Annotated in this window: 20 protein-coding genes and 1 riboswitch; of the genes, 11 read left to right on the top strand and 9 right to left on the bottom strand. The window is 68.0% G+C overall.

All coding sequences use genetic code 11. From position 1 onward, the window contains the following. Window positions 1-95: 95 nt before the first annotated feature. Genes AOZ06_RS33765 through AOZ06_RS33755 form a run of 3 tightly spaced genes read left to right on the top strand, consistent with a single transcriptional unit; the run spans window position 96 to window position 3,126 of the window. Window positions 96-1,586, top strand: a complete 1,491-nt coding sequence (locus AOZ06_RS33765; RefSeq protein WP_054293092.1) for an Nramp family divalent metal transporter — start codon at window positions 96-98, stop codon at window positions 1,584-1,586. Then, complete coding sequence (locus tag AOZ06_RS33760; RefSeq protein WP_054293091.1) at window positions 1,586-2,137, top strand: hypothetical protein; 552 nt, start codon at window positions 1,586-1,588, stop codon at window positions 2,135-2,137. Before AOZ06_RS33765 ends, AOZ06_RS33760 begins: the two co-directional genes overlap by 1 nt. Next, the gene (locus AOZ06_RS33755; RefSeq protein WP_054293090.1) at window positions 2,137-3,126 is read left to right on the top strand and encodes a TerC family protein; all 990 of its coding nucleotides are present in this window, start codon (window positions 2,137-2,139) and stop codon (window positions 3,124-3,126) included. The genes AOZ06_RS33760 and AOZ06_RS33755 overlap by 1 nt, the downstream gene beginning before the upstream one ends. A gap of 94 nt (window positions 3,127-3,220) precedes the next feature. Here the strand turns inward: AOZ06_RS33755 and AOZ06_RS33750 are convergent, their stop codons facing one another. Then, the gene (locus AOZ06_RS33750; protein ID WP_054293089.1) at window positions 3,221-3,409 is read right to left on the bottom strand and encodes a hypothetical protein; all 189 of its coding nucleotides are present in this window, start codon (window positions 3,407-3,409) and stop codon (window positions 3,221-3,223) included. 691 nt (window positions 3,410-4,100) lie between these two features. On the opposite strand from AOZ06_RS33750, the gene AOZ06_RS33745 reads away from it, so the two are divergent. Next, a complete protein-coding gene (locus AOZ06_RS33745) occupies window positions 4,101-5,459 on the top strand; it encodes an OFA family MFS transporter (RefSeq protein ID WP_083472103.1) in 1,359 nt (452 codons plus the stop codon). Between the two features lie 48 nt (window positions 5,460-5,507). Here AOZ06_RS33745 and AOZ06_RS33740 read toward each other — a convergent pair whose 3' ends face one another. Both AOZ06_RS33740 and AOZ06_RS60510 read right to left on the bottom strand, forming a co-directional pair. Then, window positions 5,508-6,260: a GntR family transcriptional regulator gene (locus AOZ06_RS33740; RefSeq protein ID WP_054293088.1), complete on the bottom strand. Its 753-nt coding sequence runs from the start codon at window positions 6,258-6,260 to the stop codon at window positions 5,508-5,510. Further along, window positions 6,257-7,516: an MFS transporter gene (locus AOZ06_RS60510; protein WP_169799016.1), complete on the bottom strand. Its 1,260-nt coding sequence runs from the start codon at window positions 7,514-7,516 to the stop codon at window positions 6,257-6,259. The genes AOZ06_RS33740 and AOZ06_RS60510 overlap by 4 nt, the downstream gene beginning before the upstream one ends. Before the next feature lie 133 nt (window positions 7,517-7,649). Between AOZ06_RS60510 and sucC the strand changes: the two genes are divergently transcribed. From sucC to AOZ06_RS33710, 5 genes are all read left to right on the top strand, one after another. Beyond that, a complete protein-coding gene (gene sucC, locus AOZ06_RS33730; RefSeq protein ID WP_054293086.1) occupies window positions 7,650-8,771 on the top strand; it encodes an ADP-forming succinate--CoA ligase subunit beta in 1,122 nt (373 codons plus the stop codon). Between the two features lies 1 nt (window position 8,772). Further along, entirely contained in the window at window positions 8,773-9,666 is an 894-nt protein-coding gene (sucD, locus tag AOZ06_RS33725; RefSeq protein WP_054293085.1) for a succinate--CoA ligase subunit alpha, read from the top strand. Window positions 9,667-9,776: 110 nt separating this feature from the next. Next, window positions 9,777-10,952 (top strand): precorrin-6y C5,15-methyltransferase (decarboxylating) subunit CbiE, encoded by a 1,176-nt coding sequence (cbiE, locus tag AOZ06_RS33720; RefSeq protein WP_225952966.1) that lies wholly within the window; start codon window positions 9,777-9,779, stop codon window positions 10,950-10,952. After that, on the top strand, window positions 10,949-11,689 hold the full coding sequence (gene cobM / locus AOZ06_RS33715; protein ID WP_054293083.1) for a precorrin-4 C(11)-methyltransferase: 741 nt from the start codon (window positions 10,949-10,951) through the stop codon (window positions 11,687-11,689). Before cbiE ends, cobM begins: the two co-directional genes overlap by 4 nt. Further along, window positions 11,686-12,414, top strand: a complete 729-nt coding sequence (locus tag AOZ06_RS33710; RefSeq protein WP_054293082.1) for a cobalt-precorrin-6A reductase — start codon at window positions 11,686-11,688, stop codon at window positions 12,412-12,414. The genes cobM and AOZ06_RS33710 overlap by 4 nt, the downstream gene beginning before the upstream one ends. On the opposite strand, the gene AOZ06_RS33705 is transcribed toward AOZ06_RS33710, so the two are convergent. The 6 genes from AOZ06_RS33705 to AOZ06_RS33680 all read right to left on the bottom strand — a co-directional run bounded on the left by AOZ06_RS33705 (window position 12,383) and on the right by AOZ06_RS33680 (window position 18,448). Beyond that, window positions 12,383-13,876, bottom strand: coding sequence for a precorrin-2 C(20)-methyltransferase (locus AOZ06_RS33705; protein ID WP_054293081.1), 1,494 nt, complete (start codon window positions 13,874-13,876; stop codon window positions 12,383-12,385). The two genes, AOZ06_RS33710 and AOZ06_RS33705, sit on opposite strands and share 32 nt — an antisense overlap. Further along, window positions 13,873-14,499 carry a precorrin-8X methylmutase gene (locus AOZ06_RS33700; RefSeq protein ID WP_054293080.1) on the bottom strand — a complete coding sequence of 209 codons (627 nt, stop codon included), beginning with the start codon at window positions 14,497-14,499 and terminating at the stop codon, window positions 13,873-13,875. The genes AOZ06_RS33705 and AOZ06_RS33700 overlap by 4 nt, the downstream gene beginning before the upstream one ends. After that, window positions 14,496-15,539 (bottom strand): hypothetical protein, encoded by a 1,044-nt coding sequence (locus AOZ06_RS33695; RefSeq protein WP_054293079.1) that lies wholly within the window; start codon window positions 15,537-15,539, stop codon window positions 14,496-14,498. Before AOZ06_RS33695 ends, AOZ06_RS33700 begins: the two co-directional genes overlap by 4 nt. 379 nt (window positions 15,540-15,918) lie before the next feature. Then, the gene (locus AOZ06_RS33690) at window positions 15,919-16,377 is read right to left on the bottom strand and encodes an LppA family lipoprotein (RefSeq protein WP_063810480.1); all 459 of its coding nucleotides are present in this window, start codon (window positions 16,375-16,377) and stop codon (window positions 15,919-15,921) included. A gap of 68 nt (window positions 16,378-16,445) precedes the next feature. Further along, entirely contained in the window at window positions 16,446-18,155 is a 1,710-nt protein-coding gene (locus tag AOZ06_RS33685) for an alpha/beta hydrolase (protein ID WP_054293077.1), read from the bottom strand. A gap of 2 nt (window positions 18,156-18,157) precedes the next feature. Beyond that, on the bottom strand, window positions 18,158-18,448 hold the full coding sequence (locus AOZ06_RS33680) for a hypothetical protein (protein ID WP_054293076.1): 291 nt from the start codon (window positions 18,446-18,448) through the stop codon (window positions 18,158-18,160). A 145-nt stretch (window positions 18,449-18,593) separates the two neighbouring features. Beyond that, window positions 18,594-18,705: riboswitch (cobalamin riboswitch) on the top strand. 57 nt (window positions 18,706-18,762) lie between these two features. On the opposite strand from AOZ06_RS33680, the gene cobN reads away from it, so the two are divergent. Both cobN and AOZ06_RS33670 read left to right on the top strand, forming a co-directional pair. Then, complete coding sequence (gene cobN / locus AOZ06_RS33675) at window positions 18,763-22,341, top strand: cobaltochelatase subunit CobN (RefSeq protein WP_054297107.1); 3,579 nt, start codon at window positions 18,763-18,765, stop codon at window positions 22,339-22,341. Window positions 22,342-22,387: 46 nt separating this feature from the next. After that, window positions 22,388-22,819 (top strand): nitroreductase family deazaflavin-dependent oxidoreductase, encoded by a 432-nt coding sequence (locus AOZ06_RS33670; protein WP_054297106.1) that lies wholly within the window; start codon window positions 22,388-22,390, stop codon window positions 22,817-22,819. Window positions 22,820-23,085: the final 266 nt, after the last annotated feature.

Below are 23,085 nucleotides of genomic sequence, written 5' to 3'. Positions count from 1 at the left end.
TGGTTGGTCCGGTTAGAACCGGACTAACCACTCACGAGGAAAACGGGGGTTCCACCGGGAGTGCATCGATATTCCTCAAAGGAGAGGGGTCTGAGATGGAGACCTCGAAAACCCCGGCAGCCGGGCCGAACTTAGTCGCCGGCGAGGAGAGAGTGTGGCGGGCCGGTCGGCTCGATCCCATGCCCATCCGCACCCTGCCCGAGGCACCTCCGTCGATCCACCTGTTGGGACCGACGGTGTTCCTGGTCGCGCTCGGTGTCGGGATGGGCGAGTCCTACATGTGGCCGAGGCTCGTGCTGGTCTTCGGTCCCGAGATCAGGTGGTTGTTCCTGATCGGTGTGACGCTGCAGGCCGTCGTCATGCTGGAGATGGCCCGCTACGCGATGGCCACCGGCGAGAGCATCTTCACGGGTGCCGCGCGCGTGTTCAAACCGATCATGTGGTTCTTCTTCGTCGTGGCGATCCTGGTCTACATCTGGCCAGGGCACCTGTCCGCCGGAGCGGCGGCGTTCGAGGAGATCACGGGCATACCGTGGGTGGTGACCGCCTGCGTCGCCCTTGTCCTGGTGGGAATTCTGTTCAGCCTCGCCAGGGTGATCTACAACCTGCTGGAGAACGTGCTCGCGATCCTGATCGGCCTGCTGGTCGTCGGCACGGCCGTGATCGCGTCGATGGTCGGCAACTGGTCGGACCTGGCGTCGACCATCGGCGGCATGTTCTCGTTCGGCTACTTCCCGTCCGGTGCGATGACCGACCAGTGGTTCCCGATCGTGGTCGGCGCGATCGCGTTCGCCGGACCGTCCGGGATGCAGCAGATGTGGTACACGCTGCATCTTCGCGACAGCGGCGCCGGGATGGGTTCGCACATCCCGAAACTGCGGGGACTGCGGCACGCGGGCGAGGAAGAGGAGATGCCCAACCGCGGGTTCATGTTCGACACGGACGACCCGGACGAGATGCGGAAGTGGCGCGGGTGGCGCCGCTGGGTCACGTTCGACGCCCTGTTGTTGTTCTGGGGCATCACGATGCTGGTGACGATCTCGTTCACCGTGCTCGCCCAGTCGGCCGCGCGGGCCAACCCTGATGTCAAGACCCTGATCGAGGGCGGTGACCGCGACGCCGCGCTGTCGGCGATGTCGGACGCGTTCGCCCAGGCAGGCGGGCCGGTGCTCGGTGGGCTGTTCTTCGGCTTCATCGCGTTGATCGGCCTGAACGCCACACTGGGCCTGTTCGACTCGTTCTCCCGCGGCCAGGCGGACATGACGTACTTCTTCGTCAAGGGCGCCAAGCGGTTCAAGATGTCACACCTCTACGCGGGTTTCCTGTGGGGTGTGATCATGTTCGGTATCATGGTCCTGCTGTTCGGGCCCGCTGACGGACCCGAGTCGGTGCTGGACATCCTGGCGTTCCTGTCCACGTTCGCGATGGGCTCGTACTGCGTGGTCCTGTTGCTGGTGAACAACAAGATGCTGCCGAAACCGATCAGGCCGAAGTGGTGGAGCAACGCCGTCATCGGCTTCGGTGCGGTGTTCTACCTCGGCATGCTGTTCTACTCGTTGTTCCGCTTCGGGGTGGTAGTGGGCTGATGGAGAGAATCGTCACAGCCGCTGCGCGCGAGTGGATGGAAGTGGGTCTGCCCGGTTTCGCCGTGGGTTTCGTGGCGGGCACTGTCGCGGGCCTGATGGCCCTGATCGTCGGCCAGCCGATCGGCTGGGCGATGGTGGCGGCGTTGGCGCTCGCGTTGCCGCTCGGTGTGCTGGGCGCCGCCTACAGCATGTTGCTCGCTGCCGGCAAGGTGCGGTTGGGCGGTTTCGCGCCCGCCTGCTCGTTCTGGCTGGTCGGTTTCCCCCTCGCACGCCTGTTGCAGGAGGTGCTGACCCGCCTGGTGCTGACCGGTACGCCCGGCATCCCGCCCGATGTCCTCGGTTTCGTCGCATACCAGGGGATCGTCAGCGCGGGATTCGCGATCGGGTTCCTCTGGACGCACGAACGCCTGGCGCCCCGCTGGTGGCACCGGATGTCCGGCCACAATCCCGCGGCGGCGCGGGTCTATGATCGCTACGCCGCACATGCGCGTGTCATGTGGGAGGCGCGAGAGGCCCGTAACCGCAGGCGGGAGGCGAGCAAGTCACGATGATGAACATCCCCACCTGGGTTTGGCTGGTCACTGTGGCCGGCCTGTCCGCAATGATCATGTTCGACTTCTACCTGGTGTCGCGCAATCCGCGGAAACCCTCGATGCGGGAGTGCGCACTGTGGGTCTCGGCGTACGTGGGCCTGGCCATCCTCTTCGGACTCGGCGTGACCCTGTTCGCCGGTGGGAAACGCGGTGGTGAGTTCTTCGCGGGCTGGGTCACCGAGTACTCGCTCTCGGTGGACAACCTGTTCGTGTTCATCATCATCATGGGAGCGTTCGCCGTACCGAAGCAGTTCCAGCAGAAGGTGCTGTCGATCGGGATAGTCCTGGCACTGCTGATGAGGGGTCTCTTCATCGCGGTGGGTGCGCAGGCCGTCTCCCGGTTCGACTGGCTGTTCTACATCTTCGGTGCGTTCCTCATCTACACGGCCTGGAAGCTCGTGCGCCACCAGGACGACGACGAGGACGAGTTCAAAGAGAACGTGGTTCTCCGTGTTGCCAAGAGGTTCCTGCCTGCCACGGACTCCTACGACGGGGCGCGGATCACCACGCGGGTAGACGGGCGCAAGGTCGTCACGCCGATGCTGATCGTGATGATCGCGATCGGTACGACGGACCTGTTGTTCGCGCTCGACTCCATCCCGGCGATCTTCGGCCTCACCAAGGAGCCCTACCTGGTGTTCACCGCGAACGCGTTCGCGCTGATGGGGCTTCGGCAGCTGTACTTCCTGATCGGCGGCTTGCTGGACAAGCTCGTCTACCTCAGCAAGGGGCTGTCGGTCGTGCTGGCCTTCATCGGCGTGAAGCTCGTGTTCGAGGCGTTGCACCATGACGGTGTGAGCTGGGCGCCGGAGATTCCCATCCTGGTCTCGCTCGGCATCATCCTCGGCACACTGGCAGTGACGACGGTGGCGAGCTTGATCAAGGTTCGGCGCGACCCGAAGCAACCAACGGAGCCGGAATCGGTGACCGTCAACGGCGGAGGCTGACTGACCCTGAAGGCCAGGGCGGGTATCGGTGTCCTCGTCCTGTGACAGGGGCTTCGGTACCCGCGGCCGGTCGAAGAGGCGGATGCCCGAGACGTCAGTGCGTCTCGGCGTCTGCCTTTTCGGTGTCGTTGCTGCCACGCAGGTAAGTCTCGACCTCCTCGGAGAGACCCCGCTCGGCCCGCGCCATGGCGGCCATGAGGCCCACGCCCATCGTGCCGCCGTCCGCGGATGCGCCCAGCGGACCGCGGGCGAGAGTCTCGAAGATCTCCCGGATCCTGCTCATCTTGCCTTCACTCCTCCTCGCTGTGGCCTGCCGACCGCTGCGGTCGACTGCCTACAGCATACAATCCGTACGGCCATCCGGATCGGTGTACCGAGTCACATCACTCAAAGTGACTAAATTGTCACCCTTGGCATTGCTTGTCCGGCTTGCGTCTGCTAGTCGCAAATGCCCGATTTGATCACGTTCGCCTTTACAAGAGGGTGTACCCGCTGACGCCGCTGACAACCGGAAGATGCTCCGGGGTCGTGGTGTCGTTGCCCGTTCGACTGTGCAGGCCTGTGTGGCGGCGACACTGGGTGGGCGGTGGGTCGGTCCGGTCTCCCGGCCACCGCAGACCAAGGGGGTAGGTCTTCCATTGCAAAAGGGAGAGTCAACGTTTGGTAAAACGCCTCGGCGCGACCAATCGGACAAACCTGCTTTCGGCGACACGGATATGTCCCGTTTTCCGTGATTGAACGCATTGCTCGGTATTCCAGGAAAACACTCCTGGACATCCGTGGTGATCAGGGCCACTATCGAAATAGACCCCATTCAGTATGCAATCCGTAGTGGGGCGTGGTCGGAGGCGGTGTCGCCGAGTCGGGTGGCGCCGTTGTTCCGGGCGTTTGGCGTGCGTTGAAAACGCCTGCCTGCGGTCGCAGGCGCGGTAATCCAATCCGATTCTCCAGTGATTCGGCGGGGAGAGACTTGCATGGCGACCAGTTTCAAGCAGATCACGGACTCCAACGGGCGGGTGTACCGCGTCGGTGAGACGCCAGAGGACCTGATGGGGCGCTCGCGGGCGTGGATGGTGTTTCTTCCCTGGCTCGCGATGATGGCGGTCAGTGTTTTCGAGTACGGCTGGGGCGCCGCGGAGGAAACGCTCGAGCAGGTGCACGGCTGGTCGTTGAACGACGCGTTCTGGCTGGCCAGCGTCTGGGCGGTGTTCCAGGCGGGCGTCGCCTTCCCGGCGGGCAGGCTCAGGGAGAAGGGCATCGTCACGGCCCGCACGGCGATGGTCGCGGGCGCGATCTGCAGCGGCGCCGGCTACTTCACCATCGCCCACAGCGGCAACCTCGTCCTCGCGTTCATCGGGTACTCGGTGCTCGGCGGGATCGGCGCCGGTCTGGTGTACGCCACCTGCATCAACATGGTGGGCAAGTGGTACCCGGACAAGCGCGGCGCCCGCACGGGGTTCGTCAACGGCGGATTCGCTTACGGCACAGTGCCGTTCATCTTCGTCTTCTCGTACGTCTTCACCCCGGACAACTTCACGCTCGTGCTCGACCTGGTCGGCTTCTACATGCTCGTGGTGGTGGGCGTGTCCGGCCTGTTGTTCCGCGACCCGCCGAAGAACTGGTGGCCGGCCGGCGTCGACCCGTTGACGTGGAACAGCGGCGAGAACAAGACCCTCGCCAAGAACCCGCCTGCGGTACGGCAGTTCACGCCGATGGAGGCGGTCAGGACCGGCATGTTACCGCTGATGTGGGTGTGCCTGGTGATCATCGGCGGTGTCTCGCTGTTCGGCATCAACTTCCAGGTGCCGTTCGCCAAGGTCAGCGGGTTCGGCCCGTTCATCGTCGCGTCGTCGGCCGGTGTGCTCGCTGTCGTCAACGGTGTCGGCCGCGGCCTGTGCGGCTGGCTGTCGGACAAACTCGGGCGGCGGCAGACCCTGACCCTCGTGCTGTTCGTGGCCGCTGTGGCGCAGTTCGGCGTGCTCTACGCGGGCAACACCGGGAACCTGTGGCTGTTCATGGTCTTCGCGTTCATCAACGGCTTCGGCGGCGGTGCGTTCTACCCGCTGTTCGCCGCGCTGGTACCGGACTACTTCGGCGAGAACAACAACGCCTCCAACTACGGCCTCGTCTACAGCGCCAAGCTGGTGGGCGGGATCGGCGGCGGTGGCCTGGCCGCGGGTGTCGTCACCGCGTGGGGCTACACCGGCGCCTACGTGCTGGCCGGGTGCATCGCGTTGGTGTCCGCCGTGCTGACGTTGTTCCTCAAGCAGCCGGGACACGCGCGCAATGCGGACACGCGGCCGTCCACGGTCGGGGAACTCGCTGTCTCGTAACGGAACTGCCTGCCTGGGAGTCCGCCATCTCCGGACTCCCGGGCAGGATCATTTCTGCTTCTGCTGTTCGGCCTCCGCCACGCGCTGGTCGTGGTACGCCTGCCGGGTCCGCTCGGTGTGCCGGTTCATGATCATGCTCGCCAGGTCCGCGTCGTGCGCGGCGATCGCCTTGATCAGCTCGGCGTGCTCGTTCCACGCGTCGTGACCGCGGGGCCGGGCGATGGGCCGGTAGTACCACCGCACCCGGCGCTCCACCAACGCGATGTGCTCGGCCAGCACGGCGTTGCCCGAGATCTGGGTGATGTACGCGTGCAGCTTGGCGTTCGCGGCCGTCACCCCTTCGGGGTCGTCGGCCTCGACCAGCGCCTCGCCCTCGCGCTGCAGTTCCCACAGCCGCGCGATCTCCTCGTCCGTGGCACGGCCCGCTGCCAGCCGCGCGGAGTGCGTCTCCAGCACCGACCGCACGCTCAGCAGCTGGTCGGCTTCCTCTTCCGTCGGCGTGTGCACGAACGCGCCCTGCGCGGGACGCAGGTCCACCCAGCCCTCGGTTTGCAGGCGTTGCAACGCTTCGCGCACCGGCTGGCGGCTGACTCCCAGGTATTGGGCCAGTTCCAGTTCGACCAGGTGCTGCCCCGGCTGGAGGGTGCCGTTGATGATCAGCTCGATCAACGCGGTGTGGACGGCTTCGCGCAGCGGAGCGGGCCGCTCGACCCGCTGGGTGGCGGCCCCGCTCAACGCCCCACGACCACCCCGTTTGCCGCTCCCCAGTGACTCGGGAAGCTGGATCACGGGCTCATTCACCGGGGTCCTCCCGAACCGAGCGACGACGATATCGTTGTGTCTACAACATACATTATGGGAAGCGTGGACACATGGCCTGGACGGCGCAAGCGCACGCTCAGTATCGCTGATCCACTGGCGATCAGCCCGGAGACGAGGAAAACGGCAGGAAATCCCCATCCGGCGACGGCCTGCGCGGCGAGCCCCACCCCGAGGACGCCCCCGAACGCCTTGGCGCTGTAGACCACGCCGTGTGTCTTGGCGACGTGCTCGTCGCCGAAGTACTCCCTGGCGAGGCTGGCGAACAGCGGGTAGAACGCGCCGCCGCCCGCGCCTGCCAGCGTGACCGCGACCAGCAGCAGGAAAACCGACCCGGACGCCGCCGCCCCCGCGAGGAACACCTGTCCCACGGCTTGGGCGGCCAGGACGACGCCGATCGCGCGCCTGCGCCCGAAGCTGTCCGAGAGCCGGATCGCCAGCGACCGCCCGGCGCCGTTCGCGCCGAGCACCACGGCCATGCCGACCGCGACCACCGCGAGACCGACGCCCATGCGTGCGCCGAGCACGGCGAAGAACGTGACGGTGAACAGCGAAACCGCGCTCGCGGCCAGCAGGACCAAGTACATCAACGGCAGAACGCCGGTGCGCAACGCCTCCCGTACCGAGAACTGCCGCACGGCTCGTGACGGGCTGCGCCTGCGGTCCACGGCCCATTCCCGCGGGTTGATGTGCGGGGGCCACCAGTTGACCGGCGGGTCACGGAAGAACAGGCCGGTCACAGCCACCACGGTGGCGACGATGACGGCGGTGACGTCCAACGCGATGGCGGGCGGTGTGAACAGGAAAGCCACGGCGAACGGGACCGCGCCGTACGCGAAGGCGCCGGTCACGAAGCTCACGCGGGGCGCCATCTGTTCCGGGTGCCACTTCGCCACGGTCGACGTGCAGGTCGCGTAGACCAGTCCGGCGCCGGTGCCACCGAGCGCGGAGTAGCCGAGCAACGCCATGACGTACGAATCGAAGTGCGCCAGGGAGACCAGCCCGGCGAGCAGCAGCGCGGCACCGAGCACCATCACCGCCCGCGGCCCGAGTTTCCCGCGTTCACGCAAGTAGGCGGTGGGGAACCCGGCCACCGCTTGGAAAACGGTCCACACGGCCAGCAACCACACTGTTTGCGCGACGCCCCAGCCGCGGTCCGCCAGCTGGGGGACGAGCGAGCCGAACGCGTACTGCGTCACCCCGGTCGCGGCCATGGCGGCCCAGGGCAGCCGGGTCATCCAGGCCCGCGAGCGGCCGATGAGGTGCTCAGGTGCCGGGCCGACTCGATACGTCCTGCCAAAACAATCCCGCACTGACTCCATGGGGCCCTCTCTCTGGACAGGTAGCTCCATACTGCATACAGTCTACAACGTGGACCTGTACGAGTATCAAGCCAAAGAGCTCTTCTCGAAGCACGGCGTCCCAGTCGGCCCGCAACGGGTCGTCACGAACCCGGCCGACGCCGTGGCCGCCGCCCGCATCCTCGGCCTGCCAGTGGTGATCAAGGCCCAGGTGAAGACGGGTGGGCGCGGCAAGGCAGGCGGCGTGCGCCTGGCCCGCACCACCGGCGAGGTGACCGCGCACGCCGAGGCGATCCTCGGTTTGGACATCAACGGCCACACCGTGCGCAAACTCCTCGTCACCCCGGCATCCGAGATCGTGCGCGAGTTCTACTTCTCGTTCCTGCTCGACCGCGCCGACCGCACCTTCCTGGCCCTCGCGTCGGCCGAAGGCGGCGTGGAGATCGAGGACAACGCCGACACGCTCGCCCGTGTGCCGGTCGACGCGGTCGGTGGCGTCGACCTGGCCAAGGCACGGGACATCGCGGTGGCCGCGGGCATCCCGGAAACCGCGGCGCCGGTCATCGTGCGGCTGTGGAACGCCTTCGTGGCAGAAGAAGCCACCCTGGTCGAGGTCAACCCGCTGGTGAGCGACTCCAACGGCGACATCGTGGCGCTGGACGGCAAGGTGACCCTCGACGACAACGCGGCCTTCCGGCACTCCGCGCACGAGGGATTCGTCGCCGCGGCCGCCGAGGACCCGCTGGAGGCCAAGGCGAAGGCCAAGGGCCTCAACTACGTCAAGCTCGACGGCCACGTCGGCGTGATCGGCAACGGCGCGGGACTGGTGATGTCCACTCTGGACGTCGTCGCCCGCGCGGGTGCGCGGCCGGCGAACTTCCTCGACATCGGTGGCGGCGCGTCGGCGGACGTGATGGCCAACGGGCTGGGGATCATCCTGTCGGACCCGGACGTGCGCAGTGTGCTGGTGAACGTGTTCGGCGGGATCACCGCGTGCGACGCGGTCGCCAACGGCATCGTGCAGGCGATCGGCTTCCTCGGCGGGGCCGGCAAGCCGATCGTGGTCCGGCTGGACGGCAACAACGCCGGGGAAGGACGCCGGATCCTCGCCGAAGCGGCGCTGCCCGGTGTCGTGCAGATCGAGACGATGGACGCCGCGGCCAGGCACGCGGCCGAACTGGCAGGGGTGTGACGTGGCGATCTTCGTCGACGGGAGTTCCAAGGTCATCGTCCAGGGCATGACCGGTTCCGAAGGCCGCAAGCACACCGCGCGGATGCTCGCCGCCGGCACGAACATCGTCGGTGGCGTGACGCCGGGCAAAGGTGGCCAGACCGTCGAGATCGGACAGTCGCAGCTGCCTGTGTACGACTCGGTCGGCGAAGCCGTGGCCGACACCGGTGCGGACACCACTGTGATCTTCGTTCCGCCTCGGTTCGCCAAAGGCGCTGTGGTGGAGGCTGTCGACGCTCAGGTCGGGTTGGCTGTCGTGATCACCGAGGGCATTCCGGTGCACGACTCCGCCTACTTCTGGGCGCACGCGGTCACCAGGGGCGGGCTGACCCGGATCATCGGGCCCAACTGTCCCGGGATCATCTCGCCCGGGAAGTGCAACGCGGGGATCATCCCGGCCGACATCACCCGTGCAGGCAAGATCGGTTTGGTCTCGAGGTCGGGCACGCTCACGTACCAGTTGATGTACGAGCTTCGTGACATCGGGTTCTCGTCTGCTGTGGGTATCGGCGGGGATCCGGTGGCCGGGACGACGCACATTGATGCTTTGGCGGCGTTTCAGGACGATCCTGAGACCGAGGTGATCGTGATGATCGGCGAGATCGGTGGGGACGCCGAGGAGCGTGCCGCCTCTTACATCGCGGAGAACGTGACTAAGCCGGTTGTCGGTTATGTCGCCGGCTTCACGGCTCCGGAGGGCAGGACCATGGGGCATGCCGGTGCCATCGTTTCCGGGTCGGCCGGTACCGCTGCCGCCAAGCAGGAGGCCCTCGAGGCTGCTGGCGTCGAGGTCGGTAAGACGCCTAGTGAGACTGCCGCGCTGGTCAGGGCGATCGTCGCCGACCTCGCCGGCTAGGCGTTCGCTGTTTCGGCGACGACGACCGGTCCCTCGCCGGAAGGTAGGCCGCGCTGACCGCCGCGGGTGCCGGTTTACGTCGCTGACCTGCGATGTTCTACGTTGGTCGCATGGTCACAGTGGTCGGCATCGGCGCGGAGGGGTGGGATGGTCTCACCGCCGTGGCGCGGCAAGCCCTGAGCGCCGCCGACGTGGTGCTGGGGAGTCGGCGTCAGCTTGATCTTCTGCCTCCGGTGGTCACGGCTGAACGGGTGGCCTGGCCGTCGCCGATGATGCCCGCCGTACCCGGGCTGTTGGCCGAGCACCAGGGGCGTGATCTCTGTGTTCTCGCCAGCGGGGATCCGATGTTCTACGGCATCGGGTCCAAGCTCGGTCCCGCCCGTGTGCTGACCTACCCGTCCTCGGTGTCGCTTGCTTGTGCGCGGTTGGGGTGGGCGCAGCAGGATGTCGAGGTCGTCAGTGTCGTCGGGCGTCCCGTCGAGTTGGTCAACGCGCGTGTTCATCCTGGCCGCAGGCTGCTTGTGCTGAGTGCCAACGGTGACACTCCTGCTCAGGTTGCCGCGTTGCTGACCAAGCGTGGATACGGGGCCAGTGAGCTGACTGTGCTTGAGATGCTTGGTGACGCGCGGGAGAACCTGGTCACGGGTACTGCTTCGCAGTGGCAGGGATCGTCGGATCCGTTGAACGTCATCGCCGTCGAGTGCCGTGGTTCGAGGCTCCTGCCGAACGTGCCCGGGTTGCCGGACGACGCTTACGAAAGCGATGGTCAGCTCACCAAACGTGAAGTTCGTGCGGTCACCCTGTCCCGGTTGACGCCCGTTCCCGGTCAGCTTCTGTGGGATGTCGGCGGGGGCGCGGGCAGTGTTGCCATCGAGTGGTCCCGGGTGCACCCGTCCTGCCGGGCGATCGCTGTCGAGCGTGATCCCGTGCGCGCTGAGCGGATCGGGAGGAATGCCCGTGAGCTGGGTGTCCCTGGTGTCGAAGTGGTGACTGCCGAGGCGCCGGTCGACGGGTTGGACACGCCGGACGCGATCTTCATCGGCGGTGGCCTGACCGCCGACGGCATGGTCGAGTGGGCGCTTGCCGCGCTGCGCCCGGGCGGGCGGCTGGTGGTGAACGCGGTCACTGTGGAATCCGAGGCTGTCGTGGCACGATGGCACGCCCGGCTCGGTGGTGACCTGGTCCGGATCTCGATCAGCCGGGGTTCCCCGGTCGGCGGGTTCACCGGGTGGCGGCCGTTGATGCCGGTCACCATGTGGACCGTCAGCAAGGAGATCGACGCGTGACCGTGCACTTCATCGGCGCAGGGCCAGGTGCCGCCGACCTGATCACCGTGCGGGGGCAGCGGCTGATCGCGTCTTCGCCCGTGTGTCTGTACGCGGGCGCGCTTGTGCCGGTTGAGTTGTTGGCGATGTGCCCGGCTGGCGCGAAACTCGTGGATACGGCTGAGCTGAACCTCGACGAGATCACTGCCGAGCTCGTCGGCGCGCACAGCCGTGGCCTCGATGTCGCGCGGCTGCATTCAGGTGACCCGTCGGTTTACAGCGCGATGGCTGAGCAGATGCGCAGGCTCGACGCCGCCGGTGTCCCGTACGACGTGACTCCCGGTGTGCCTGCTTTTGCCGCTGCCGCGGCGAGTTTGAAGCGTGAGCTGACGGTGCCCGGGCTTGCGCAAACGGTTGTGCTGACACGGACTTCCGCGCGGGCAACGCCGATGCCGCCCGGTGAGGACCTGGGCAGCGTCGGCCGGAGCCGGTCCACGATGGTGCTGCACCTCGCTGTGCAGCGGATCGATGAGGTTGTCGCTGAACTGCTGCCGAACTACGGTCCTGGTTGCCCGGTCGCGGTCGTCGCGTACGCCAGCCGGGCGGACGAGGTCATTCTGCGTGGAACACTTGCCGACATCGCCGATCAGGTCCACGACGCGGGGATCAAGCGGACAGCTGTGATCATTGTCGGGCAGGCGCTGTCCGCGACCGAGTTCATCGACAGCCACCTCTACTCGGTCGACCGCAGCCGGTGAACGTCCTCATCCTCGGCGGCACAGGTGAAGCGCGCCGCCTGGCGGGGGAATTGCCTGGTCACGCGGTCATCTCGTCGTTGGCTGGACGTGTGACGGCGCCTCGGCTGCCGCCGGGTCCGGTTCGGGTGGGCGGGTTCGGTGGCGCCGACGGATTGGCGGAGTGGTTGCTGGACAACGAGATCAACGCCGTTGTCGACGCGACTCATCCGTTCGCGGCCACGATGACCGCGACCGCCGCCGCCGTCACCCGTGAGCTGGGCGTCCCGTACGTCGTGCTCCGGCGTCCTGGCTGGCGGCAAGGTCCAGCCGACGACTGGCGCTGGGTGGACAGCGTGGCAGGGGCTGCGGGAACCCTTCCGGCTGAACGGGTTTTCCTCACGACCGGACGTGAGGAGCTCGCCGCCTTCGCGCACCTGGACGGTCACTGGTTCCTGGCTCGCTCGGTCGAGCCTCCACAGCCGCCCCTGCCACGACAGCTCACGGTCGTGCTTGACCGTGGACCGTTCACTGTGGACGGAGAACTCACGCTGATGCGTGAGCATCGGGTGCGAGTGCTCGTCACCAAGGACAGCGGCGGCGAGATGACCGCGGCAAAGCTGACCGCTGCGCGGGAACTGGGTGTTCCCGTGGTCGTCGTTCGTCGTCCGCCGCTGCCTGGTGGTGTCGAGGTGGTGTCCGGCGTGGCGGCGGCCGTCAGCTGGGTGTCGGGTATCGCCGGGGTGTGAAGACTCTGCCGTTGCCGGTGAGCCGGGTCTGTGACGAACCGACCAGCAGCAGGCATCGCATATCCACTGTGGATGCCGCCAGGTCGGCGAGCCGGACGATCTCGATCGTCTCGGTCGGATACCCGACATCGCGGCCGATGACCACTGGCGTGTCCGGGGACCTGTGCTCCAGCAGCAGGTCACGTGCCGCTTCGACCTGCCACGTCCTGGTCCGGGACGCCGGGTTGTAGATCGCCATGACCAGGTCGGCCCCGGCCGCCGCCGACAGCCGCTGCGCGATCACGTCCCACGGCTTGAGCCTGTCGGACAACGAGAGCACGCAGTAGTCGTGTCCCAGTGGCGCGCCGACGCGGCTGGCGACGGCGTTGGCCGCGGTCAGGCCGGGGAGGATCCGGACCGGAACGTCCGCGTACTCCTCGGCGACCTCCAGCACCGCGCTGGCCATCGCGAACACGCCCGGGTCGCCGGACGACACGACCGCCACACGTGCGCCGCCGCGCGCCAGATCGAGCGCGAACGCTGCCCGTTCGGCTTCGACCCGGTTGTCCGACAAGTGCCGGCGCTGCCGTGGATTCGGCGGCACACGGTCGATGTACGGCCCGTAGCCGACCAAGTCCGTGGCCGTGGCGAGCGCGTCCTGCGCCTCCGGCGTCAGCCACTCACGCCCCGCCGGGCCGAGTCCGACCACCACGACCTCACCGGAGCGAGGCGCGGTCGCGGCCGTGGGAGCGACCGCGGCGGCCCGGCTCGACAGCAAGGCGACCGAGAAGTACGGCACAGTGGCCGGGTCGACCTCAGCCAACGGTTCGACACGCTGCTTGTCGGTCGTCGCGCGTTCGACGTACCAGGCCTCGCCGAGCCGCCCGGCCTCCTGCAACGCCTGGCGCACGTTCGGGAAGGTACGGCCCAGCTTCATGATCGCCGCGGAGTCCGTCGCCTTCAGCTTCTCCGCGAGCACGTCGACCGGCAGTGTCCCCGGCAGCACCGTGAGGGTCTCGTCCCGCTCGACCAGCGGCCTGCCCGACTCCGCCGCCGCCGCGCTGACCGACGTCACGCCCGGCACGACCTGAGCCGGGTACCGGTGCGCCAGTCGCTTGTGCAGGTGCATGTACGAGCCGTAGAAGAAAGGATCCCCTTCTGCCAGAACGACGACGTCACGTCCCGCGTCCAGGTGTGCGGCCAGCCGGGCCGCGCACTCCTCGTAGAAGTCGTCGAGCGCGCCCTGGTAGCCGCCGGGGTGGTCAGTGGTCTCGGTGGTGATCGGGTACATCAACGGCTCTTCGATCTGGCCGTCGCGCATGTAGTGCTTGGCGATCGACCGGGCCACGCTGCGGCCGTGCCGGGCGCTGTGGAACGCGATCACCTCGGCCGACTCGATCAGCCGCGCCGCCTTGACGGTGATCAGCTCCGGATCGCCGGGGCCCAGCCCGACACCCCACAACCGGCCTGTTGGCGTGCTCATTCTTCCTCGCTCGCGATCGCGTTCACAGCCGCCGCGGTGATGGCACTGCCGCCGCGCCGCCCGTGGACAACCAGATATTCCAGTCCCAAGTCGTTGCCGGCCAACGCCTGCTTCGACTCGGCCGCGCCGACGAACCCGACCGGGATGCCCAGCACGGCAGCGGGCCGCGGCGCGCCGCCGGCGATCATGTCGAGCAGGTGGAACAACGCGGTCGGCGCGTTCCCGATCGCCACAACCGACTCACCCAGCCGGTCACGCAACAGCTCGAAACCGGCAACGCTGCGAGTGTTCCCCATTTTCGCCGCCAGACCCGGCACACGCGGATCGCTCAGCATGCACACGACCTCGTTGTCGGCGGGCAGACGTTTGCGCGTGACACCGGCGGCGACCATCTGCGCGTCGCACAGGATCGGCGCGCCCGCCCGCAACGCGGCTCGTGCCTTGGCGATGGCGTTGGGGGAGAAGGCGATGTCGGTGACCAGGCCGACCATGCCGCACGCGTGGATCATCCGGACCGCCACCTTCGCCACGTCCGGCGGGAGGCTGCTCAGGTCGGCCTCGGCGCGGATGGTCGCGAAGGACTGGCGGTAGATCTCCGCGCCGTCCCGCACGTAGTCGGTCACTCGCTCCTCCGGTATCCGTTGCCCGTGGCGATCATCTCCACCACCTGTCCAGCTGGTTTCCCGCACCGGCGCCCACATCCCGACCAGTGCACGGCAACCCTGTCCTTGCGCGTGCGCACCCACGCGGCCGCGTCGGCCCGCACATCGGCGAGAGATTTCGCGCAGCCCGGACGTCCCGCACACGCGGTCACGCCATGCCACGGCGAATCCGGGTCGGTGACAAGGCCGGTGTCGATGTCGACAGCGGGAATCACGACACTGCGCCACGGCGTGAGCCTGATCCACGGGACAATCTCACACAGCCGCTGCGCTTGCGTGCCGGACAGGCGGCCGAGAGGCACAGCGGCCACCGTCACGTCGCCTGTACGGCCGATCGGCCTTGATGACGGTGGTTTTACCTGGATGCGTTCGCGGCCTGGTTTGCCGAGCCTGGCTGTGATCCGCTCGATCCCTTGCGGCACTTCGGCCAGACGCCACGCGTCGCCACGGATCGCCTGGAACTCCAGCGCCGCCCTGATGACGGCGCCAACCGGGTCGGACACCCGCAACCCCGTGTCGGAACCGGCCAGGAGTAAGGCGTCACCGTGTAGTCCGATGTCGCCGCCGAGACCGCTGACGTCACCGCGGCCATCGTCCACAGTGATCAGGAACCTGCCAGGTAGCCCAGCCAGCCCGGGCTGCGCGCACAGTGCCTTGTCGAGCTCGTCCACAAGGTGTTGATCATCACTCAGCGGGGACGCGATGATGTTGCGCACACGCTCGTGCGTGCGGGACGGGAGCAGCCCCGCGTCCCACAACCGCCTCGCCAGCTCGACCTCGGCGCCCGCGGCCAGCGCGCGGATCTGGACGTTGGCGCGGGACGTCAGCTCCAAGCCACCGTCGCCCAGGTCGGCCGATGCCTTCGCCAACGCTCTGAGCTGGGCTCTCGTCAGCGTTCCGCCGGGTACGCGGACCCTGGCCAGCCCGCCGTCCGCCGCCTGGTGCACGGCGATCGCGCCGGGACACGCGTCCGGGCGCTGGCGATCTGGGGGCGTGGGCACTCGCCGGATGCTACGCGAGCTTGTCGGATGCGCCAGTGTCCCACGTCTTCGTCTTGTGGCTGGGGTGTCGTACGCTTTGGTCGTTTCGGGGTCGGTGGTTGGGGCGTCGCCGATTTGACATGGGGCCCCTGGGGCGCCCTAGGAGAGCCGTACAGGAGGAGCCCCGCCCCCGGCGCATGCTTCCACGATTCCGTACGGCTGCGGGGCTCTCCTCGCGGCGACGAGCTCACGGGCGCCCCTACCCCACGTGAAATCAGCGCCGCTCCGGGGTTTCGCGGCTGGTTGCTCTTCTTCTGGCTGGTTGCTATTCCGGCTGGCCGTGGTCCTTGGGCTGGCCGCATTTCTTCGGTCGGGCCGCCCTTGGTCTTTCCTCGTCTTTTCAGGCGGGTGTGCCGCGTTGCTTTGCGGCTCGGGTGAGGTGGCAGCCGGTGCTGATGCTCAGGGTTGTGTTGGCCGCTGTGCCGAAGAGGAGTTCCGCGCCGTAGTCGTTGCCGAGGGTCACCTCGTGGTCGTCCGGGCGGTCGACCACTGCGCCGTGCAGCTTGAAGCCTTGCCTTCCCGCGATCGATTCGACCAGCTCCACCGCGTCCTGCCACTTCGCGTCCGGCAGGTTGCCGGGGGAGTGGCCGGAGCTGTACCTGCGCACGTTGCCGCCGATGCCGGGAAAGTCCCCGCAGCCCGAGCCGGTGATCGGTTCGTCCTTCGGTACCCACTGGGCGATCCCGGTCCTCGCCACCAGCTCCGTGCGGATGTCCTCGAGCAGTTTCAGGTAGTCCGCCTCGATCTGCTCGATGTCCGGTCGCTTCATCAGCTCCGCGAACTGCTCGTCCTTCGTCATGGAACCACCTTTCGAGTCACACGCGCCGACGAGCAGCAGGGCCGTGCAGAGAAAACCCGCGAATCGCATCAGTACGTCCCCGGGATCGGCCAGGACAGGATGTCGCCCGCGCCTTTGCCGTCGTCCCGGACGGCTCGTTCGGGCATTCCACCGACGACCACGCTCAGGTTGTACTGGCTGGTGCTCTTGTCCGCCATGTACGCGCTGTGGCCGGTGGATTCACTGAGATGACGGCCGTCGGGCAGCGTTGTCCCCTTGGCCGACACGTGGTTCACGCCGTCCATGTGGCTGGGGTCGATCCCGAAATAGCCGAAGTCGCCGACCGCGTCGTTCCGGGCTTCGATGTAGTAGGAGCTGCCGGTGGGCACGTTGATTTCGTCGGCGTTGTTCGTGCCGAGTCCTGGTGAGCCGTAGAACACGGCGTTGTCGACGCCGGTGTTCTGTCGCAGCGCGATGCCGGTGGTGGTCGAGCCGTAGGAATGGCCGAGTGCGGTCATGTGCGGGTCGGTGGCGCGGGCGGCGTCGATTCCGTTGAGGAACGGCGCGAGTTTCCTGGCGCCTTCCTCCGCGGAGTGATCGTCGAGCACGGTGTTGTCGTCGAACAACAAACCGTGTGCGCTCAATTGCGGCGCCTGATATCCGATCCACGTCACCGTGGCGACCTTACCGCCGTCGCCGTAACGTGCCAGTTCTTCCTCGCTGCGGTGTCGCAGGTCGGCCATGGACTGGTCGTAGCCGTCCAGGCTGCCGTTCACGGTCGATGTCAGGCCTGGCGTGAACACCGCGACGTGATCCGCGGTGTCGATGTTGCCGTTGGCGATCGCGGCTTCCGCGCGTTCGCCGGACATGTCGAGCAGCAGCAGCTGGCGTTCGCCCGGCTGAGCCAGGGTGCTCTCGATCTTGTCCAGCGACTCCAGCTTCGCGTTGACCTGGTCCAGTTCCGCGTCGGCGTCGGTGAACAGGCCGCCGAACCAGTTGTCGTCCAGGTCGGCTTCCAGTTCGCGTTTGCGGGCCTCCAGCTTCGCGCGTTCGTCGTCGATCCGGTTGCGGTTCGCCTCGTCACGGGCCGAGCCCGGCACGCCGTCGAGGTTGCCGGCCCAGGCCGGGTGCTCGGCGATGATCCGTGTCCGCTCCGCGTCCGACAGCGAGTCCCACCAGCCCGCGTTGTCCCATGGCGTGCCGTTCTTCGGCGGTTCGATTGTGGACAGTCCGCCTTGCTTCGCGCCCGCTGCCGCCGCCGCTTGCAGCGTGGTCGCGCCCTGGTCGTCGACCTCACCCCGCTCGGCGCGGCTCAGGATCGCCGCCAGGTCGTTGTCCACGTCCGTGCCGCGCCGGATCGCCTGCTCGACCCGGTCGGCCAGCTCGGTCTGGACCCGTTCGCGGTCACGGAAGTACTCGTCGATGTGCGCGGGGTCGTGCGCTGTCTGCGGCGCGTTGTCGACGATGCCGCCGTCGTCGGCGATGACGAAGTGGTTGCGCTGGGCGATGTCCTCGGTTTCCCGCACGGCGTGGCCGAGGGCTTCGACCGAGTCGGCTGCCTCGCCCATCGCTCTGCGGACCGCCGCGACACCGGCCACCAGGCGTTCCATCCGGTTGTTGAGGTCCTCGCGTTGGGTGCGTGCCGCGTCGGCGCTGTTGCCGGTCCAGCCTTGTGGTGTGCCGGACGCCGCGAGCTCGTCGCTCAGGCCCAGCAGCTCGTCACAGCGTTTGTTCAGGTCGCCGACCGCGGTGTCCAGCGGGCCCGACTGCCATTTGCGGATGTCCCCGTAGGCGACCACGGCTATCCCACGCCCTGGAAGTCGGCCTTGGCAGCCTGTTCGTTGGCGGCGTAGTGGTCCGCCGCTGCCGTCAGGTTCTCGCCGTACGCCGTCGCGTCCGCGCTCCACGACTTCACCAGGTTGGTCCACGCCGTCGTGAGGGAGGCGGCGGCTGGGCCGGATCTGCTGCCCGGCATGGCCGGACCGACGTCGTCGAGTGCCGCGCCCAGCTCCACCTTGCCCGACTGCGAGGCCGCGTCCGCCGCTGCCGCGGCCGCCTTCCGCAGCGAATCGATCACGACGTCGTAGCCCACCAGTCGCCTCCCGGTGTTCCCGTGTGTGGGTCTGAGAGTTCCGCCACGGGCATCCGGTTCCTGGTGTGACCCGACTGTGATTTTTCGTGACCTTCCGCACGTGCGAACCAGCCGTCCGGGCGTCCGCGCCGCGGCCGGTGAACGGGTAGGGTCGGCTCGAACGACGACGCAGTGAGGAAGCCGGTGCGAGTCCGGCGCGGTCCCGCCACTGTCACCGGGCCTGCCCACCGAGGCCGGCCAGGGAGCCAGACACTCGCGCGGCGTCGAGAACCTGCGTCTCGGGGCGAGGACCCCGGGGGAGTGGAGTGATCCGCGTGATCCTGCTGCTGTCGACCTCCGACACCGACCTGTTGTCCGCGCGGGCCAGCGGCGCCGACTTCCGGCTCGGCAACCCCGCCCGGCTGACCGTCGACGACCTCCCCGCGCTCGTCGACGGCGCCGACCTGGTCGTGGTGCGCATCCTCGGTGGCCGCCGGGCATGGGAGGAAGGCCTGGACGCGCTGCTGGCCGGGCCGCGGCCGGTGGTCGTGCTCGGCGGTGAGCAGGCGCCGGACGCCGAGCTGATGGAGCTCTCCACGGCACCCGCCGGTGTCTGCGCGCAAGCGCACGCCTACCTGGCCCAGGGTGGCCCCGCCAACCTCACCGAGCTGTTCGGTTTCCTGTCCGACACCGTGCTGCTGACCGGTATCGGCTTCGCCCCACCGGTCGCCGCGCCGAACTGGGGACTGCTGGAACGCGAGTCGGCCAAGCAGGGCCCGGTCGTGGCCGTCCTGTACTACCGGGCGCACCACATGGCTGGTAACACCGCTTTCGTACACGCCTTGTGTGACGCCATCGAAGCCGCCGGCGCGCAGGCGATGCCCGTGTTCTGCTCGTCCCTGCGCACGGCAGAGCCGGAGCTGCTGGAGACGCTCGGCAAAGCCGACGCGCTCGTGGTCACCGTGCTCGCCGCCGGTGGTACCAAACCGGCGACCGCGTCCGCCGGTGGCGACGACGAAGCGTGGGACGTCGGTGCGCTCGCCGCCCTGGACGTGCCGATCCTGCAGGGACTGTGCCTGACGAGCAGCCGTGCGTCCTGGGACGAGAACGACGACGGGCTGTCCCCGCTCGACACCGCCACCCAGGTCGCGATCCCCGAGTTCGACGGCCGGATCATCACGGTTCCGTTCTCCTTCAAGGAGATCGACGAGGACGGCCTGACCGTGTACGTCGCCGACCCGGAGCGGGCCGCGCGTGTGGCGGGTATCGCCGTGCGGCACGCGTCGCTGCGGCACATCCCGCCCGCCGAACGGCGGGTCGTGGTGATGCTGTCGGCGTACCCGACCAAGCATTCCCGTATCGGCAACGCGGTCGGCCTGGACACCCCGGCGAGCGTGGTCCGGCTGCTGGCCGCGTTGAAGGAACGCGGTTACGACGTCGGTGAGCTGCCCGGCGTCGAGGCGCAGGACGGCGACGCGCTGATCCACGCGCTGATCGCGGCGGGCGGCCAGGACGCGGACTGGTTGACCGAGGAGCAGTTGACGGGCAACCCGATCAGGATCTCGGCGGCTCGTTACCGCGCGTCCTACGAGAAGCTGCCGCAGGACACCAGGGAAGCCATCGAGGAGCACTGGGGCCAGGCGCCCGGTGAGCTGTTCGTCGACCGGTCCGCCGACCCCGACGGTGAGATCGTGCTGGCCGCGTTGCGGGCCAACAACATCGTCGTGATGGTCCAGCCGCCGCGCGGGTTCGGCGAGAACCCGATCGCGATCTACCACGACCCGGACCTGCCGCCGAGCCACCACTACCTGGCCGCGTACCGCTGGCTGGCCGAGGAGTTCGGCGCGCACGCGATGGTGCACGTCGGCAAGCACGGCAACCTGGAGTGGCTGCCCGGCAAGACCGTCGGCATGTCCGCGGGCTGCGGCCCGGACGCGGCGCTCGGCGACATCCCGTTGATCTACCCGTTCCTGGTCAACGACCCTGGCGAGGGCACGCAGGCCAAGCGCCGCACCCACGCGACCCTGGTCGACCACCTGGTGCCGCCGATGTCCCGTGCCGACAGCTACGGCGACATCGCCCGTCTGGAGCAGTTGCTCGACGAGCACGCGAACATCGCCGCGATGGACCCGGCGAAGCTGCCCGCGATCCGCGCGCAGATCTGGACACTGATCCAGGCCGCGAAACTCGACCACGACCTCGGCCTGGACGACCGCCCGCACGACGCGGAGTTCGACGACTTCCTGCTGCACGTCGACGGCTGGCTGTGCGAGGTCAAGGACGTGCAGATCCGCGACGGCCTGCACGTGCTCGGCGTCGCCCCGGAAGGGGAGGCACGGGTCAACCTCGTCCTGGCGATGCTGCAGGCCAGGCAGATGTGGGGCGGGCAGGCGGACGCACTGCCAGGACTGCGCGAAGCCCTTGGCTTGTCCGAAAAGGACAACGACCGCACCGCGACGGACACCGTCGAGGCGACCGCTCGTGCGCTGGTCGAAGGCATGGAGAACGCCTCGTGGGCGGTGGACGCGGCGCCGACGGTGGTGTCCGACGTGCTCGGCCGTGAGGACGAGACCGTCGAACAGATCATGGCGTTCGCCGCCACCGAGGTAGTCCCGCGCCTGGCCCGCACCACCGACGAACTCGACCACGTCCTGCACGCGTTGGACGGCGGGTACATTCCGGCGGGGCCGAGCGGTTCGCCGCTGCGTGGGCTGGTGAACGTGCTGCCGACCGGGCGGAACTTCTACTCGGTCGACCCGAAGGCGGTGCCGTCGCGGCTGGCGTGGGAAACGGGCCAGGCGATGGCCGACTCGTTGCTGGCGCGCTACCGCGAGGAGAACGGCGAGTGGCCGCCGTCGGTGGGCCTGTCGGTGTGGGGCACGTCGGCGATGCGCACCGCGGGTGACGACATCGCGGAGGTCCTCGCCCTGCTGGGCGTCCGTCCACAGTGGGACGACCAGTCCCGGCGCGTCTCAGGCCTCGAGGTGATCCCGCTCGACGAACTCGGCAGGCCCCGCATCGACGTGACAGTGCGCATCAGCGGCTTCTTCCGTGACGCGTTCCCCCACGTCGTGGCGTTGCTGGACGACGCGGTGCAGATCGTGGCGTCCCTGGACGAGCCGGCAGACCAGAACTTCGTCCGCGCGCACGTGGAGGCCGACCGCGCCGGCCACGGGGACTCGCGGCGGGCGACAATGCGGATTTTCGGCTCGAAACCGGGCGCGTACGGCGCGGGCATCCTCCCGTTGATCGACAGCCGGAACTGGCGTGATGACGCCGACCTGGCCGAGGTGTACGCGGTCTGGGGCGGCTACGCCTACGGCAGGGGCCTCGACGGAGTCCAGGCACGCCAGGACATGGAGACGTCCTACAAGCGCATCGCCGTGGCAGCGAAGAACATCGACACCCGTGAACACGACATCGCGGACTCGGACGACTATTTCCAATACCACGGCGGGATGATCGCGACAGTCCGAGCCCTCACCGGTAAAGCCCCCGCCGCGTACGTGGGCGACAGCACCCGCCCGGACGCGGTCCGCACCCGTACCCTCAACGAGGAGACGACAAGGATCTTCCGCGCCCGCGTGGTGAACCCCCGCTGGCTGGCGGCAATGCGCAGGCACGGCTACAAGGGCGCGTTCGAGCTCGCGGCCACAGTGGACTACCTCTTCGGCTACGACGCCACGACAGGAGTCGTGGCGGACTGGATGTACGAGCAACTCGCGGCGAGCTACGTCCTCGACCCGGAGAACCAGAAGTTCCTGTCCGAGGCCAACCCGTGGGCGCTGCACGGGATCTCGGAGCGCCTTCTGGAGGCGGCGGACCGGGGGATGTGGGAGCATCCTGATCAGGCCACACTGGACGCGCTGCGTGCGGTGTACCTGAACACGGAAGGCGACCTGGAGGGCAGCTGAAGCCCGGCAGGGAACAACGGCGGCGCGAGGAGTGTTGACCAACGACATGCCAGACGAGACCGTAGAGCTGAGCCCGACGGACTGGGTGCAAGGCCAGACGAAGAAGATCCTCGAAACCGGGACGACGGAGGGAATCCTCGTCCTGGGTAAGCCGATCGTGCTGCTGACCCTGCGCGGCGCCAAGTCGGGCAAGCTGCGCTACACCCCGGTGATGAGGGTGGAACACGAAGGCAAGTACGCGGTCGTGGCCTCCAAGGGCGGGGCGCCCGAACACCCGACCTGGTACCACAACATCAAGGCCCACCCCGAATTCCCCCTGCAAGACGGGACAGTGACGAAGGACTACGTCGCCCGCGAGGTGGACGGGTCCGAGCGGGCCGAGTGGTGGGACCGAGCCGTCGAGGCGTACCCGGCCTACGCCGAGTACCAGGAGAAGACCGACCGGCAGATCCCGGTATTCGTACTCGAACCCAAGTAAAACGCGAACAAAAGGCCTGCGGGCATTCGGCCGCAGGCCTTTTCTGCTGTCCGGCGAGCGTACGGCCGACACCTGGCATGACCGGCAGTGAGAGAAGACCATGCTCACCAGTGGGGTGCGGGGAACAGGGACCTCGAGGTGGGATGCCGGGGAGCTGGGTCGGTAGTCGAAGTCCGGGCCTGGATACCGGGAACGAGAGCTGGGGAGCGGTAGCGGGGAAGCGGGTGCTCGGAGCGGGAAGCCGGGAGCTGGCAGCTGGGAGTCGA

Origin of the sequence: Kibdelosporangium phytohabitans (assembly GCF_001302585.1) — a bacterium.
In the GTDB taxonomy this organism is placed as follows: domain Bacteria; phylum Actinomycetota; class Actinomycetes; order Mycobacteriales; family Pseudonocardiaceae; genus Kibdelosporangium; species Kibdelosporangium phytohabitans.
This window is presented reverse-complemented; position numbering and strand designations above follow the sequence as displayed.